General features: G+C 64.9%; 12 protein-coding genes. 3 read left to right on the top strand and 9 right to left on the bottom strand.

The annotated features are described in order from the left end of the window. Positions 1–29 precede the first annotated feature (29 nt). Positions 30–1,124 carry a PLP-dependent cysteine synthase family protein gene (locus TO66_RS06570; protein ID WP_044461570.1) on the bottom strand — a complete coding sequence of 365 codons (1,095 nt, stop codon included), beginning with the start codon at positions 1,122–1,124 and terminating at the stop codon, positions 30–32. A 322-nt stretch (positions 1,125–1,446) separates the two neighbouring features. Between TO66_RS06570 and nhaA the strand changes: the two genes are divergently transcribed. Then, the gene (gene nhaA, locus TO66_RS06565) at positions 1,447–2,634 is read left to right on the top strand and encodes a Na+/H+ antiporter NhaA (protein ID WP_044461569.1); all 1,188 of its coding nucleotides are present in this window, start codon (positions 1,447–1,449) and stop codon (positions 2,632–2,634) included. Positions 2,635–2,713: 79 nt separating this feature from the next. Here the strand turns inward: nhaA and TO66_RS06560 are convergent, their stop codons facing one another. Continuing rightward, entirely contained in the window at positions 2,714–3,178 is a 465-nt protein-coding gene (locus TO66_RS06560; protein WP_023969877.1) for a glycine zipper 2TM domain-containing protein, read from the bottom strand. Positions 3,179–3,352: 174 nt separating this feature from the next. Between TO66_RS06560 and TO66_RS06555 the strand changes: the two genes are divergently transcribed. Beyond that, positions 3,353–3,589 carry a hypothetical protein gene (locus tag TO66_RS06555; RefSeq protein WP_044461568.1) on the top strand — a complete coding sequence of 79 codons (237 nt, stop codon included), beginning with the start codon at positions 3,353–3,355 and terminating at the stop codon, positions 3,587–3,589. 12 nt (positions 3,590–3,601) lie between these two features. Here the strand turns inward: TO66_RS06555 and pdxH are convergent, their stop codons facing one another. The 5 genes from pdxH to dinG all read right to left on the bottom strand — a co-directional run bounded on the left by pdxH (position 3,602) and on the right by dinG (position 11,581). Further along, positions 3,602–4,249, bottom strand: coding sequence for a pyridoxamine 5'-phosphate oxidase (gene pdxH / locus TO66_RS06550; protein ID WP_044461567.1), 648 nt, complete (start codon positions 4,247–4,249; stop codon positions 3,602–3,604). 31 nt (positions 4,250–4,280) lie between these two features. Then, positions 4,281–5,453 (bottom strand): OmpA family protein, encoded by a 1,173-nt coding sequence (locus TO66_RS06545; RefSeq protein WP_044461566.1) that lies wholly within the window; start codon positions 5,451–5,453, stop codon positions 4,281–4,283. A 141-nt stretch (positions 5,454–5,594) separates the two neighbouring features. Further along, positions 5,595–6,740: an EstA family serine hydrolase gene (locus tag TO66_RS06540; RefSeq protein ID WP_044461565.1), complete on the bottom strand. Its 1,146-nt coding sequence runs from the start codon at positions 6,738–6,740 to the stop codon at positions 5,595–5,597. Positions 6,741–6,947: 207 nt separating this feature from the next. After that, a complete protein-coding gene (locus TO66_RS06535) occupies positions 6,948–9,344 on the bottom strand; it encodes a beta-galactosidase (protein ID WP_044461564.1) in 2,397 nt (798 codons plus the stop codon). Between the two features lie 92 nt (positions 9,345–9,436). After that, positions 9,437–11,581: an ATP-dependent DNA helicase DinG gene (dinG, locus tag TO66_RS06530; RefSeq protein WP_044461563.1), complete on the bottom strand. Its 2,145-nt coding sequence runs from the start codon at positions 11,579–11,581 to the stop codon at positions 9,437–9,439. 100 nt (positions 11,582–11,681) lie between these two features. Here dinG and TO66_RS06525 point away from each other — a divergent pair, with 100 nt between their 5' ends. Continuing rightward, positions 11,682–12,146 carry a CopD family protein gene (locus TO66_RS06525; protein ID WP_044461562.1) on the top strand — a complete coding sequence of 155 codons (465 nt, stop codon included), beginning with the start codon at positions 11,682–11,684 and terminating at the stop codon, positions 12,144–12,146. 82 nt (positions 12,147–12,228) lie between these two features. Here the strand turns inward: TO66_RS06525 and TO66_RS06520 are convergent, their stop codons facing one another. Both TO66_RS06520 and TO66_RS06515 read right to left on the bottom strand, forming a co-directional pair. After that, complete coding sequence (locus TO66_RS06520; RefSeq protein ID WP_044461561.1) at positions 12,229–12,987, bottom strand: hypothetical protein; 759 nt, start codon at positions 12,985–12,987, stop codon at positions 12,229–12,231. Continuing rightward, complete coding sequence (locus TO66_RS06515; RefSeq protein ID WP_044461560.1) at positions 12,980–13,258, bottom strand: DUF1145 domain-containing protein; 279 nt, start codon at positions 13,256–13,258, stop codon at positions 12,980–12,982. Before TO66_RS06515 ends, TO66_RS06520 begins: the two co-directional genes overlap by 8 nt. Positions 13,259–13,315: the final 57 nt, after the last annotated feature.

The raw sequence follows: 13,315 nt of genomic DNA, 5'->3' as shown, positions 1-13,315 counted from the left end.
TTGACCTTTTTCGCGAGCAAGCTTCGCTCCTACAGACCAGCGCGCAATACGCTGGCCGGCAGCGCCTCACCGCGTTCCACGCTCGCCGCCACCGCTTCGATCAAGGGCGCCAACTGATAGCCCTGGGCGCTCAGCCAGTCCTGATCGTAATAGGTAGTCGCATAACGCTCGCCGCCGTCGCACAGGATGGCCACGATCGAACCGCTCTCTCCCGCCTGTTTCATCTGCTGCGCCGCCATCAGCGCACCGACCAGGTTGGTCCCGCTGGAGCCCCCCACCCGCCGCCCCAAATGCTGCGCCAGGTAATGCATGGCCGCCAGCGACAGGGCGTCCGGCACCTTGACCATGGCATCGATCACCTTGGGCAGAAACGAAGCCTCGACCCGCGGCCGGCCGATCCCTTCGATGCGCGAACCGCAATCCAGGCGCAGGCTGGCATCACCGCTCTGGTAGTAGTCGAAGAACACCGAACGCTCGGCGTCGGCGCACAACACCCGGGTGCAATGCTGGCGATAACGCACATAACGCCCCAGCGTCGCAGTGGTGCCGCCGGTGCCCGGGCTGGAGATCAGCCACTTGGGTTCCGGGTAACGCTCGAAACGCAGCTGCTGGAAGATCGACTCGGCGATGTTGTTGTTCGCCCGCCAGTCGGTGGCACGCTCGGCATAGGTGAACTGGTCCATGAAATGCCCGCCGCTTTCCCGGGCCAGGCGCTCCGACTCGGCATAGATCTGCGTCGGGTCCTGTACCAGGTGGCTCTGGCCGCCGTAGAAGGCGATCTGCGCGATCTTTTCCTGGGACGTGGTGGCCGGCATTACGGCAATGAACGGCAAGCCCAGCAGGCGCGCGAAATAGGCCTCGGAAATCGCCGTGGAACCGCTGGACGCCTCGATCACCGGCGCCCCGGGCTTGAGCCAGCCGTTACACAACGCATACAGGAACAACGAGCGCGCCAGGCGGTGCTTGAGGCTGCCGGTGGGATGGCTGGACTCATCCTTGAAGTACAGCTCGATGCCCGGCAGGCCCGGCAAGGGCAAGGGAATCAGGTGGGTGTCGGCGCTGCGCTGGAAGTCGGCTTCGATGATCCGGATGGCCTCGCGGGCCCACTGACGGTTGTCGCTCATGGTCTTTTCTCGTTGGCTCGAACGCCACACAGGACGCGGAAAGATAAATGCACCCGGCGCAAGGCAACCGGGCACCCGGGAATCAGCAGCTGCGAACGGGTGGAAGCCCCGCCGATCCGGGCCGGGGGCGGACATGTTAGGAAACATCCACCCCCCCTCACAGGTACAGTTTTGAATCAATTGGATACACAACTGCTAGGCTGGTTTTCCAGCAGGCCGCTGTCCTTCTACATATAACAAAAAAGAATATAACTTTTGTTTTAACAACCAAGAGTACGGGTTAGGGTGTGCCACCTTTTTAGTTTTCTGATGGAGAGCGACCTTGCCTCTGCGTAGCACTTTCACGCGTTTCTTTCAGTTGGAAGCTGCCAGCGGTCTGCTATTGATTGCCGCTGCCGTGCTTGCCCTGATCATCAACAACTCCCCGCTGTCGTGGCTCTACAGCGGCCTGCTGGACACCCCCGTGGTCGCCCAGGTCGGCGCCCTGAAAATCGCCAAGCCCCTGCTGCTGTGGATCAACGACGGCCTGATGGCGATGTTCTTCCTGCTGATCGGCCTGGAGGTCAAGCGCGAAGTCCTCGACGGCCACCTGTCCAAGCCTTCGCAGATCGTCCTGCCCGGTGCCGCCGCCATCGGCGGCATGGTGGTGCCCGCGCTGATCTACTGGTTCCTCAACAAGGACAACCCGCCAGCGCTCAGCGGCTGGGCCATTCCCATGGCCACCGACATCGCCTTCGCCCTCGGCGTACTGGCGTTGCTGGGCAAGCGGGTGCCCGTGTCGCTGAAGCTGTTCCTGATGACGCTGGCGATCATCGATGACCTGGGGGCCATCATCGTCATCGCGATCTTCTACTCCGGCGCCCTGTCGACCCTGTCGCTGCTGCTCGCCGCGGCCTGCCTGGTGGCGCTGGTGGCGATGAACCGGCTGGGGGTAGTGAAGCTCGGCCCGTACATGATCGTTGGCCTGATTCTCTGGGTGTGCGTGCTCAAGAGCGGGGTCCACGCGACCCTGGCCGGCGTCACCCTGGCGTTCTGCATTCCCCTGCGTACGAAAAACGCCGAACCTTCGCCCCTGCTGAACCTGGAGCATGCGCTGCACCCCTGGGTCGCCTACGGCATCCTGCCGTTGTTCGCCTTCGCCAACGCCGGCCTGTCGCTGCAAGGCATCACCGTGGAAAGCTTCACCCATTACGTGCCCATGGGGATCGCCATCGGCCTGCTGCTGGGCAAGACCGTCGGCGTGTTCGGCCTGACCTGGCTGGCGGTGAAAACGGGCCTGGCGGCGCTTCCTGGCGGCGCCAACTGGGGCCAGGTGCTGGGGGTGGCGATTCTCTGCGGCATCGGCTTCACCATGAGCCTGTTTGTAGGCTCTCTGGCCTTCGTCCCCGGTAGCAGCGAATACGCCGGCATGGACCGCATGGGCATCCTCACCGGCTCGCTGTTCGCCGCCCTGATCGGCTACGCCGTCACCGCCGCGGCCAGTCGCAAGAACCCGCAGCTGCCGGCCTGATCGCCGGCGCTACCCCCGCTGAAAACACAAAACCCCGACCAGTTGCCTGGCCGGGGTTTTGTTTTGTCGCGGTTAACGCTTAGTGAGCAACGCGGCTGGTGCCGTTGACGCTCATGATGCGCACACGCTCGCCAACACGGAACACTTCGTTTTCCTGAACCTGCTGCACATAGGCACGCATGCTGCCGTCGTCTTCGCGCACGGTGATTTCCACGCCCTGGGTACGGGTCAAGCCTTCCTCGGTGGCAGAGCCGATCAGGCCACCTGCCACGGCACCGATGACCGCTGCCACGATGCTGCCTTTGCCGCCGCCGATGGCGCTGCCGCCAACGCCGCCGACCGCTGCACCGGCGAGGCCGCCGATCGGGGTCTTGGTGCCTTCGATTTTCACCGGACGCAGGGATTCGATGGTGCCCATGCGAACGGTCTGTACGCGACGCGCCTCGTCACGGGAGTAAGAGTCACCGGACAGGTTGGATTGGCAACCGGTGAGCAACATGGCCATCGTGGAAAAGGAAGCAACCAGCAAAACAGACTTACGCATAGGATCAACTCCAAAGGACAGATAAGCATTAAACTCCGCAGCTTGACGCCTGTCACGGCATCGCCCGGATAAAATTGGTTCTATTCAGCCGCAGTACAGACTGCGCAGCGCTAAAAAACTCTTCACACGGTAGCGCTTGTTTACCGACTTGCGCCACCGCCCCAGGGATTTTCCATGGATTACTTGATCATTGTCGTGACCACCGCAGCCGGCCTGTACTTCCATGGGTGGCTGTATGTCCGGATCAGGCGCTGGATGGATCGGGACCTGGCATTGTCGCTGGCCGGCGCGGACGAGAAGAAAAGAGCCTTCATGCTGCAACAGCTGGCCAATGCCCACCGCCAGAAAGTAAAACGCCGGGACCTGCCACAGTGGCTGGAAGCCGCCGCGGCCGGCTATCCCGGCGAGTGACCTGAGATTCGCTCAGGGCGCCAGGCGCTCACGCACCCAGTCGGCCCCCTGCAAACGGTAGTTCAAGCGATCGTGCAGGCGGCTGGCGCGGCCCTGCCAGAACTCGATGCGCTCGGGCAGCAGGCGATAGCCGCCCCAGTGTTCAGGGCAATGGGGCTGGGTGTCGCTGAACCGCGCCTCGGTGTTCTTGAGCAAGGCCTCCAGTTCCGCGCGATCGGCGATCACCCGGCTCTGCGGCGAGGCCCAGGCCCCCAGGCGGCTGCCCAGCGGGCGAACCTGGAAGTAGGCGTCGGACTCCTGGGCACTGACCTTGACCACCTTGCCTTCGATCCGTACCTGACGCTCCAGGGCCGGCCAGAAGAAGGTCATGGCGGCAAAAGGCCGGGTGGCCAGTTGCTGCCCCTTGGCGCTGTCGTAGTTGGTGAAGAAGGTGAACCCCTGCGCATCCAGCCCCTTGAGCAGCAGGATCCGGCAATGGGGGCGCCCCTCTTCGTCAACGGTCGCCAGGGTCATGGCGTTGGCCTCCACCGGTGGCTGCTCGGTCTTCACCGCTTCGGCGAACCACTGGTGAAACAATGCGAAGGGCTCGACCGGCGCCTGGGCTTCGGTCAATCCATCACGGGTGTAGTCGCGGCGCATATCCGCCAGCCCCTGGGTCATTGCAGCTTCCTTTTGCCTGATGCCTGATGAATCAGTTCTTCGCCTGGTCGGCCGCTACCTTGGTCGAAGCCTTGGCAGTGGTGGTCTTCTTGGCGGGGGCTTTCTTGGCCACCGGCTTCTTGGCCGGGGCTTTTTTCGCCGGAGCGGCTTTCTTCGCCGCGGTAGCCTTCTTGGCGGAAGCGGCCGGAGCAGCCGGCTTCACGTCCTGCACGGCAACCAGTTCAACTTGGGACGGGGTCGGCTGGTTGTACTTGCTCAGCAGGGCCAGCATGGTGCTGCGCTGGGTCACGACGATTTCCACCCGACGGTTCAGCGCGCGACCTGCAGCGCTGTCGTTGGCCGCGCGAGGCATGACCGAACCCATGCCGCGCAGCATCAGGCGATCGCGCTTCAGGCCGGTGAGGCTGAAAATCGCGGCAACGGACTGCGCACGGTCGCGGCTCAGCTTCTGGTTGTCGGCGGCAGCGCCGGTGGTGTCGGCATGGCCCAATACCAGTACGGAGGTCTTGGGATCGGTGCCCACGGTCTTCGCCACGCGGGTGAACGGATTCAGGGTCACCGGTAGCAGCATGGCCGGACGATCCGGGTTGAACGAGCCGTCGACCGGCGCAATCACCACCAGGGTGTTCTCGCGGCGCTCCAGTTGCAGGCTGCTGTCCTTGATGGCTTCACGCAGGCGCGGCTCGTAGTCGTCCAGCCAGGCCTGGGTGATTTTCGGGTCCGGCATCGGAATGTCTTTCACGTCTTCCTTGGTCGGCGCCTTGGGCGTCTGGTTGAAAGGCCACCACCAGTTGCCAGTATCGGCCTTGGCCACTTTAGGCGCCGCGGTCGCGGCCTGGGCCTTGGCGTCGGCTACCGGCTCCTTGGCTGCGTCTTTGGCCGAGTCGGTGGAAGCGAACGGCCACCACCACTTACCGGCTTCCTCGGCCTTGGCGGCCGGTGCGGCAGCAGCGCTGGCGGCTGCCGCGTCGACCTTGGCCGCCGCAGGAGCGGTCGCGGCCTTGGCGGACGACGCTACGGCGGTCTTGGCAGCGGAAGCTTCGCTGGCAGCCGCTTTTTCTACCGGCTGCACGGCTTCCTTGGCGGTGGTCTTATCGGAACCGAAAGACCACCAGTGGCCACCATCTGCGTCATTTTGTGGGGTTTGTGCACAACCGGTAACGGTGAGGCAAAGTGCCAAGGCTAAGGACTTGTTCGACGACATGGGATATCCACAAAATGAGATAAATAATTACGGTCTCTAAGAACCGGACAAACAGACGCTTGGAAAGTATAAAAGCCACAGGGTTCCTGCCTGCAGCTTTTCAAACATGTTTAAGCAAAAAAGTTCTTAACAGCAACCTTTTTACAGACAATCCGACAAAACCCTCACCAGCTTCTGCGCTCGGGGATCCATCAGCACATAAGGACCGAGGGTATTGGTGACGAAACCGAACGCCACGTCGTACTCGGGATCGGCAAAGCCGATGGAGCCGCCTGCCCCCGGATGCCCGAAAGCCCGGGCGCCGAGACCGAAGGTCGCGTTGGCCACCTGCGGCTGGTCGAGCATGCAACCCAGGCCGAAACGGGTCTGGGTCAACAGGGTCTTGTCCATGCCGACGCTGTGTTCGCGGGTCAACTCTTGCAGCATGTCCGCTTCCAGCAGGCTGCCATCGAGCAGGCCACTGTAGAACCCGGCCAGGCTGCGGGCATTGCCATGGCCATTGGCCGCTGGCTGTTGCATGCGCCGCCACTCCGGCTTGTTGGTACTGGTCATGATCGACGGCGGGTTGGTGAAGGCGCGAGTGGTCATCGCGGTGGGTTCGCGCATGGTCACCTGCAGCAGGCGCTGGGCGGCGGCATCGCCGACATTGCCCTTGCCCCGGGCGATATGCGCCACGCGGTAGAACTCCTCGTCGGCCAGGCCGACATGGAAGTCCAGCCCCAACGGCCTGGCGACCCGCGCCACGATGGATTCTCCAGGCCCACGCCCGTCGGCCCGACGCAGCAACTCACCCACCAGCCAGCCATAGGTGATGGCGGCATAACCATGGCCCTCGCCCGGCGTCCACCAAGGGGCTTCCGCCGCCAGGGCATCGACCATGGTCTGCCAATCGTAGAGGGCTTCCGGCGCCAGCAGCTCGCGCAAGGCCGGCAGCCCGGCCTGATGGCAGAGCAACTGGCGCAATGTGATCCTTTCCTTGCCCGCCGCGGCGAATTCGGGCCAATACCTGGCCACCGGCGCGTCCAGTTGCAGCTTGCCCTCGGCCACCAGTTGCAAGGCCGTGACCGCAGTGAAGGTCTTGGTGCAGGAAAACAGGTTGGCGATGGTGTCGCTGTGCCAGGCTTCGCTGCCGTCCTTGTCGGCGGTCCCGGCCCACAGGTCGATCACGGTTTCCCCACCGACCTGAATGCACAGCGCCGCGCCGCGCTCCTGGGGATCCTCGAAGAGGGCCGCAAAGGCTTCGCGCACCGCCTCGAACTTAAGTTCGTAATGACCCTGAATCTGCACCCGTGAATCCCCCGGAACCTGCTCTACAAAGTGGTGCGCATTGTTCCAGCCCTCGAGGATTTTGGGAACAGACGCGAGCCCGACGGCGCCTCGCCGGGAGAATTGTTCAGAAATCGGCCGGCGCTGAACGCAAGACGGGCCGGCCAGCCCCTACGCGTGAGTGTAGAAGCGGACCGGCCCGCGGCACGATAAAGCCGGGTTCAGCGATTAATGGCCATTGCCCGCGTGCCCACCCGCATGGCCGCTGCCCTGCCCTGCGCCCTTTCCAGCGTGGCCCGGCTTGCCGCCGTCGGCGCCATGGGCGGCGGCCTGGTCGGCTTCGGCCTTGGCTTTGCCGGCCTCCTTGGCCAACTGGTCGAGGGCCTGCAGGTTGCTCTTGCGCACGCTGTCGACAAATCCCTGGAACGGCACATCGGTGATACCCACCAGGCCGAAATGGCCGTTCTCGCCATCCAGCAGCCGCCCGGTGACCGGCTGATCGAGGTACTGGAACCAGTGCACCCCGACGATCGACGGCTCGCTCAACGCCTGCTTGAGGAACTGGGCATAGGCCGGGCCACGCTCCTCCTCCCGCGCCAGCTCGGTCACGCCGCCCCAGAACGGGCCTCGATCCCGGGAGCCGAAGTTGAATTCAGTGATCAGCACCGGTTTATCCAACGCGCTCAGCCGGGCGAAGTCGTAACCGTCCTGCGGCTTGAGGGTGTACATGTTGAAGCTCAGCACATCGCAGTACTGGGCGCAGGACGCCACGGCCTCGGGGGTGCTGATGGCGAAGCGTCCGCCCAGCAGCAGGTGGTTCGGCGCGTGCCATTTCAGCGAGTCGGAAATGGTCTTGAAGTAGGTGTCGGCAAAGACCTTCTGGAAATATTGGAAGTCGGCCTCGATCTCCGGATGTTCCGGGTTGGGCAACGGCGGCTCGAACCCCGGGTCTTCCATCAGTTCCCAGGCGCTCAGGTGGATGCCCCAGGCCTTCGACAGGCCCTCCTGGTTGCGATACTTGTCGCGCAATTGCTTGAGGAACGCCCGTTTGGCCGGGACATCGGTGGTCATGCGCAAGGTGCCGTAGGCCAGGGCATAACGGGCCTTGGGGTCGTCGCCAGGGCCGGCCCAGGCCAGCTCGTTGTCGGCGAAGTAACCGATCAGCCAGGGATCGTCACGGTGGTCGCGGGCGGCGATGGCCACGGCGCGCTCGGTGGCCATGGCGAAACGCGGGTCGAACGGGTCGGGCATGCCACCCCACCAGTCGGTGCCGGTGCTGATGCTGGCGTAATCGCCGACGATCGACAGCGGCAAGGTGTAAGGCACACGGTCGTTCAGCCCCAGGGCCGGCGCGCTCCAGTTGCCGATGGTGTTGAACCCCCAGGCTTGCAGGCGATCCAGGGTATGGCTGGCCCAGCGCTGCTGCGCCTGGGCCGCGGCGGAACAAGGCGGCGTTGCCGATTCGCCGCCCGGCCCTGGCTTGGCCTCGGTGCCGCTGGCATCCGCGACGCTGGCCGGCGCGCAAGGCACGCCATAGGTACGCTGCAGGTTGGCGCCATAGAAGTCGTACCAGCGCCCCGAGTTGTAAGCCCGGCCCTGGTCGGCGCCGTTGCCGCCGCGGTTGTCGCCTTCGCCGTAATGGCTGGCCAGCGGCTCGTCGGCGTTGGGCAGCGCAGTGAACATCCATTCACGACCGGCGACATAGGTCTGGCTGTCATCCGCCGTCACCGCATTGACCCCCAGGGAGTAGAACGGATGCCCCTGCGGCGTCACCAGGTACCAACGACCGTCGCGCTTCTCGGTGCGGAAGAAGCCGCTGGCCTTGAAGACCGGCCCCTTGTCCAGGCCACCGAAGGTATCCAGGGACGTGCGCTCGCGTTCGGCCAGCCAGCTTTTCAGTTGCTGCTGTTCCTTGGCCGCCGCAGCCTTGAGCTGCTCGTCACTGGCGATCCTTTCCGGCCAGCGGGCCCGGGTCGACTGGCCGTAGACATCCACCAGCCCGCCATAGGCCGCCTTGAACACCGCCTCGCCGTCCTGCACGCCGAAGCGTTCGAGCAGGATGCTCTGGGCGACTTTCGGCCGGTCCATCGACAGGGTCACCGACACCACCTGGCTGCGGTCCAGCTCGCCTTCGCTGCTGGCCAGCAGCACCCGCTGGCCTTCGAACGTCATCGGCATCGGCGGACCGGCCTTCATGCCCTGGCTCAAGGGCGAACTGGCGACCAGTGGCACCAGCAAGGTCTGCGCCGGGCCGGCCGGCAAGTCGACCCGGCTGACCAGGGTCTTGCCGTCATTGCTCTGGATCTTCACGTAAAGGGTCAGGGCCCAGTCCATTGCGCTCTGCAGGCGCAGGCTCATGACCCCGGATTGCGACCAGTCCCAGGCCCCGGTCTGCGGGGTCAGGCGCAGGCTGGGCTGCGCCACGGGGTTGAAGGTGACCCGGCGCAGCACTTCGCCTTCGGCTGTCTGCTCCGCATTGGACTGCGGCAGGCTGGCATCCTGTGTCGCGACCTGCACCACATCGGCAGGCCGGACAAAGTTGAACAGCGTCTGTTGCCCGGGCGCGGCGAGCAGCGGCGTGGCGAACAACAGAGCAAGGACAGTGGGTAACGAACGGCGAATCATATGAACCTGGTGCTCCTTAACGGCCGAACGACGGCCTGTGTGCAATCAGTTGCATGGGATGACAACGCGGCCGGCCAGCGAGCCGGCCGTGCTCAGGAAATTTCCCGACGGAACGGCGGCAGGGCGTTGAGGATAGCCTTGCCATAGCGTTGGGTGACCAGGCGCCGGTCCAGCAAGGTGATGGTGCCGCGGTCCTGTTCGGTCCGCAGCAGGCGGCCGCAGGCCTGGACCAGCTTGAGCGAAGCGTCCGGCACCGAGATTTCCATGAACGGATTGCCGCCCCGGGCCTCGATCCACTCGGCCAGCGCCGCCTCCACCGGGTCGTCCGGCACCGAGAACGGAATCTTGGCGATCACCACGTGCTCGCAGTAGGCGCCGGGCAAGTCCACGCCCTCGGCGAAGCTGGCCAGGCCGAACAGCACGCTGGCATCGCCACCGTCGACCCGGGCCTTGTGCTTGTTCAGGGTTTCCTGCTTCGACAGGTTGCCCTGGATGAACACCTGCTTGCGCCAGTCGCGATCCAGGCCGTCGAAAACGTCCTGCATCTGCTTGCGCGACGAGAACAGCACCAGCGAACCGCGCGAACCTTCGACCAGCTCCGGCAGGTCGCGGATTATCGCCGCCGTGTGAGCCGCGGCATCCCGCGGGTCGGCCCGCAGGTCGGGGACCCGCAGCACCCCGGCATCGGCGTGATGGAAAGGGCTGGGCACCACCGCCGTCACGGCTTTCTTCGGCAGCCCGGCACGCATGCGGAAGCGGTCGAACGTGCCCAGCGCGGTCAGGGTGGCGGAGGTCACGAGCGCGCCATAGGCCACGTTCCACAGGTTGCGGCGCAGCATCTCCGCCGCCAGGATCGGGCTGGCGTTGACCTCGATGTCGAACAGCGAGCCGCTTTCCGCCAGGGTCAGCCAGCGCGCCATCGGCGGGTTGTCTTCCGGGTCTTCGGTGGTGAAGGCGGTCCACAGCTCCCAGTTGCCCGAGGCACGGGACAACAGGCTGCCGAACAGCGGGTACCACTCTTCGGCCTGGTTGCTGGCGATGCCGATATTGACCTCGCCGTCCATCCCTTCCTTGAGCAGGTCGGTCAGGCGGGTGAACAGGTCGGTCAGCCGCGAGAAGCCCTTCTTCAGCTCGATCCCGGTTTCCCGCACGTGGTCGGGAATCAGCCCGCCGACGAAACGATGGCGCGGCCGCTCGCGGCCTTCCATGTCTTCGCCGGTCTTGAAGTCGGCGATCTGCTCGCACATGGAGAACATGAACTGCTGCTGGGTCTTGATCTCCCGCGCCAGCTCCGGCACCTGCTCGATCAGCTTGCCCAGGTCGCCCGGCAACGGATGCTGGGCCAGCAGCTTGGTGAGGTTCTTGGCGGTCTGCTCCAGCCAGTCGGCGGTGGAACGCAGGCGGGTGTAATGGGCGAAGTGGCCGATGGCCTTGTCCGGCAGGTGGTGCCCTTCGTCGAACACATACAGGGTATCGCGCGGGTCCGGCAGCACGGCGCCGCCGCCGAGGGCCAGGTCGGCCAGGACCATGTCGTGGTTGGTGACGATCACGTCGACCTTGCCCATGCCTTCGCGGGCCTTGTAGAAGGCGCACTGGCCGAAGTTCGGGCAATGGCGATTGGTGCACTGGCTGTGGTCGGTGGTCAGGCGCGCCCAGTCGGCGTCTTCCAGGGCGGTGGGCCAGCTGTCGCGGTCGCCGTCCCATTTATTGCCGGCGAGCTTCTCGATCATGCTGGTGAACAGCTTCTGGCTGGCCTCGTCGACCTCGATCTTGAAGCCTTCCTCTTCGAACAGCTGGGCCGTGGCGGTCTGCGCGTGGCCTTCCTGGAGCAGCATGTCGAGCTTGGACAGGCACATATAGCGCCCGCGCCCCTTGGCCAGGGCAAAACTGAAGTTCAGCCCGCTGTTGCGCATCAGGTCGGGCAGGTCCTTGTAGACGATCTGCTCCTGCAGGGCGACGGTGGCGGTGGCGATCACCAGGCGCTTGCCGGCGGCCTTGGCGGTGGGAATCGCCGCCAGGCTGTAGGCCACGGTCTTGCCGGTACCGGTGCCGGCTTCCACGGCCACCACGGCCGGGTCGCCGGAGCGCCGGCCTTCGTCATCGGTGTCGACGTCGCCCAGGACCTTGGCCACTTCGGCGATCATCAGGCGCTGGCCATATCGCGGCTTCAGGCTCTTGGCTTCGAGAAAACGCGAGTAGGCGCCCTGGATCGTGGTTTTGAGTTCGTTGCTGATCATGGTTCTTCGGGGCGCGAGAAACGCTGGATAAATTTTCAGTGGTTCGGATCGGCCGCTATCATACCCCGCTAATTCATCCTGCGCAGAACGGAGTACCCGAATGACCGCCTTTGCCCTTGCTTACGCCCTGCATGTCCTGGCCGCCCTGGTCTGGGTCGGCGGCATGTTTTTCGCCTGGATGGTGCTGCGCCCGGCAGCGGTGGCGGCCCTCGAGGGGCCGGCGCGCTTGAAGCTGTGGGCCGCTGTGTTCCCGCGGTTTTTCGTCTGGGTCTGGGTCGCGGTGGTGCTGCTGCCGATCAGCGGTATCGGCCTGCTCCACTTGCGCTTCAGCGGGTTCGAGACCGCCCCGCGTTATGTGCAGGTGATGATGGGCCTGTATGTGGTGATGACCGCCCTGTTTATCCGTATCCAGTCGTTGCAACTGCCGACGCTGCGCCAGGCGGTGGCGGACGAGGACTGGCCGACCGGGGCGACGACCCTGGGCAATATTCGGAAGTTGGTGGGGATCAATCTGATCATCGGCCTGGTACTGGTAGCCGTGGCGGCAGCCAGGCCGATGTTCTGAGGCGGACGCCGGTAAAAAGCATCGCGGGCGGCGATTCGACTTGCCCGCGATGGCGCCGGAACCGGCGACCGATAGTGGGAATTTACAGGCGCTGTACCGTTACCGAACCCGCAGGGCCGACCGGCCCGGCCTGGCCTTCGGTGCCGGGACGGCCACTCTTGCCGCCGTCGGCCCGATAGACGAAGCAGCCCTTGGACTTGCCCCCGGCGCCGGGTTTGCCGCCCGCACCGGCCTGGCCGCCAGCCCCGCCATCGACCTGGACCTTGATCTGCTCGGCCGGATAATCCCGTGGCAACTCCAGGCGGACCTGGGCGCCCGCCGCACCCGGCTGGCCATCGCCACCGTTGTCGCCATTGGCGCCACGCCCGGCCTGGCCCCAGGTGCAACCCGGCTCCTTGCCGTTGGCGCCGTCGAGGCCGACGTAACCCGGCGCACCGGTGCCGCCGCGCGCATCCAGCGATAGCTCCCCCGCCTGCAGCGAGACGATACGCAGCGTCAGGTCGCGCCCGGGCTTGGCCGGTTTCTCGTACGTTCCGGGAGCCCCGCGGGAAGTGATCTGGCTACCGGCCTCCAGCTCGGCGCGGTCCACATTCATCTGCAGGCTCTGCCCACCAGGAACGATGGCAATCCGCGCCTCGCGCCCCAGGCGCAGTTCGCTGACCTTGAGTTCGGTGACATTCGACGGCACCAGCAAGGTGCCGTAGTCGGCCACCTCCAGGCGCTCCAGTTGCAGGCTGCTGGTGGTATTGGGCAAGCGCATCAGGGAATGGGTCTCGACCGTCACCACCTGGGCCTGGACCAGGGGGCTGCACAGCGCAGCGAGCAGGCACAGCTTACGCATGGCTGGCCTCCACGGGCGCGGGCGCCTTGAAGGTCTGCAGGTGGAAAATGCCGGTCAGCAGGATCTGCAGGCGATCCCGCCACGGATGGGCGCGACCCTTGAGGCTGCTATTGAAGAGCAGTACCTCCAGCAGGTGGAGCGCCAGCAACAGGCCACCCGTCAGGTTGACCAGCAACTGAATCGGATGGACCAGCGGATGCAGCAGATTGACCAGCACCACCAACCAGAACAACAGCGTCAAGACCTTGCCCAGCCCCCAAAACACCTTCATATGCCCCCCTTTGCGAATTTTTCTTTGCGCGCACAGTAACGATTTCAACGCGGGATA

The sequence above is a fragment of the Pseudomonas sp. MRSN 12121 genome, assembly GCF_000931465.1.
In the GTDB taxonomy this organism is placed as follows: Bacteria; Pseudomonadota; Gammaproteobacteria; order Pseudomonadales; family Pseudomonadaceae; genus Aquipseudomonas.
The sequence above is the reverse complement of the archived record's forward strand: the minus strand, read 5'-3'. Positions and strand labels throughout refer to the sequence as shown.

What these genes read in the sequence shown, in the direction of transcription:
- TO66_RS06570 (WP_044461570.1), bottom strand. Translation starts at nt 1,124, where the DNA reads ATGAGCGACAACCGTCAGTGGGCCCGCGAGGCCATCCGGATCATCGAA.
- TO66_RS06560 (WP_023969877.1), bottom strand. Translation starts at nt 3,178, where the DNA reads ATGCGTAAGTCTGTTTTGCTGGTTGCTTCCTTTTCCACGATGGCCATG.
- TO66_RS06555 (WP_044461568.1), top strand. Translation starts at nt 3,353, where the DNA reads ATGGATTACTTGATCATTGTCGTGACCACCGCAGCCGGCCTGTACTTC.
- pdxH (WP_044461567.1), bottom strand. Translation starts at nt 4,249, where the DNA reads ATGACCCAGGGGCTGGCGGATATGCGCCGCGACTACACCCGTGATGGA.
- TO66_RS06545 (WP_044461566.1), bottom strand. Translation starts at nt 5,453, where the DNA reads ATGTCGTCGAACAAGTCCTTAGCCTTGGCACTTTGCCTCACCGTTACC.
- TO66_RS06535 (WP_044461564.1), bottom strand. Translation starts at nt 9,344, where the DNA reads ATGATTCGCCGTTCGTTACCCACTGTCCTTGCTCTGTTGTTCGCCACG.
- dinG (WP_044461563.1), bottom strand. Translation starts at nt 11,581, where the DNA reads ATGATCAGCAACGAACTCAAAACCACGATCCAGGGCGCCTACTCGCGT.
- TO66_RS06525 (WP_044461562.1), top strand. Translation starts at nt 11,682, where the DNA reads ATGACCGCCTTTGCCCTTGCTTACGCCCTGCATGTCCTGGCCGCCCTG.
- TO66_RS06520 (WP_044461561.1), bottom strand. Translation starts at nt 12,987, where the DNA reads ATGCGTAAGCTGTGCCTGCTCGCTGCGCTGTGCAGCCCCCTGGTCCAG.
- TO66_RS06515 (WP_044461560.1), bottom strand. Translation starts at nt 13,258, where the DNA reads ATGAAGGTGTTTTGGGGGCTGGGCAAGGTCTTGACGCTGTTGTTCTGG.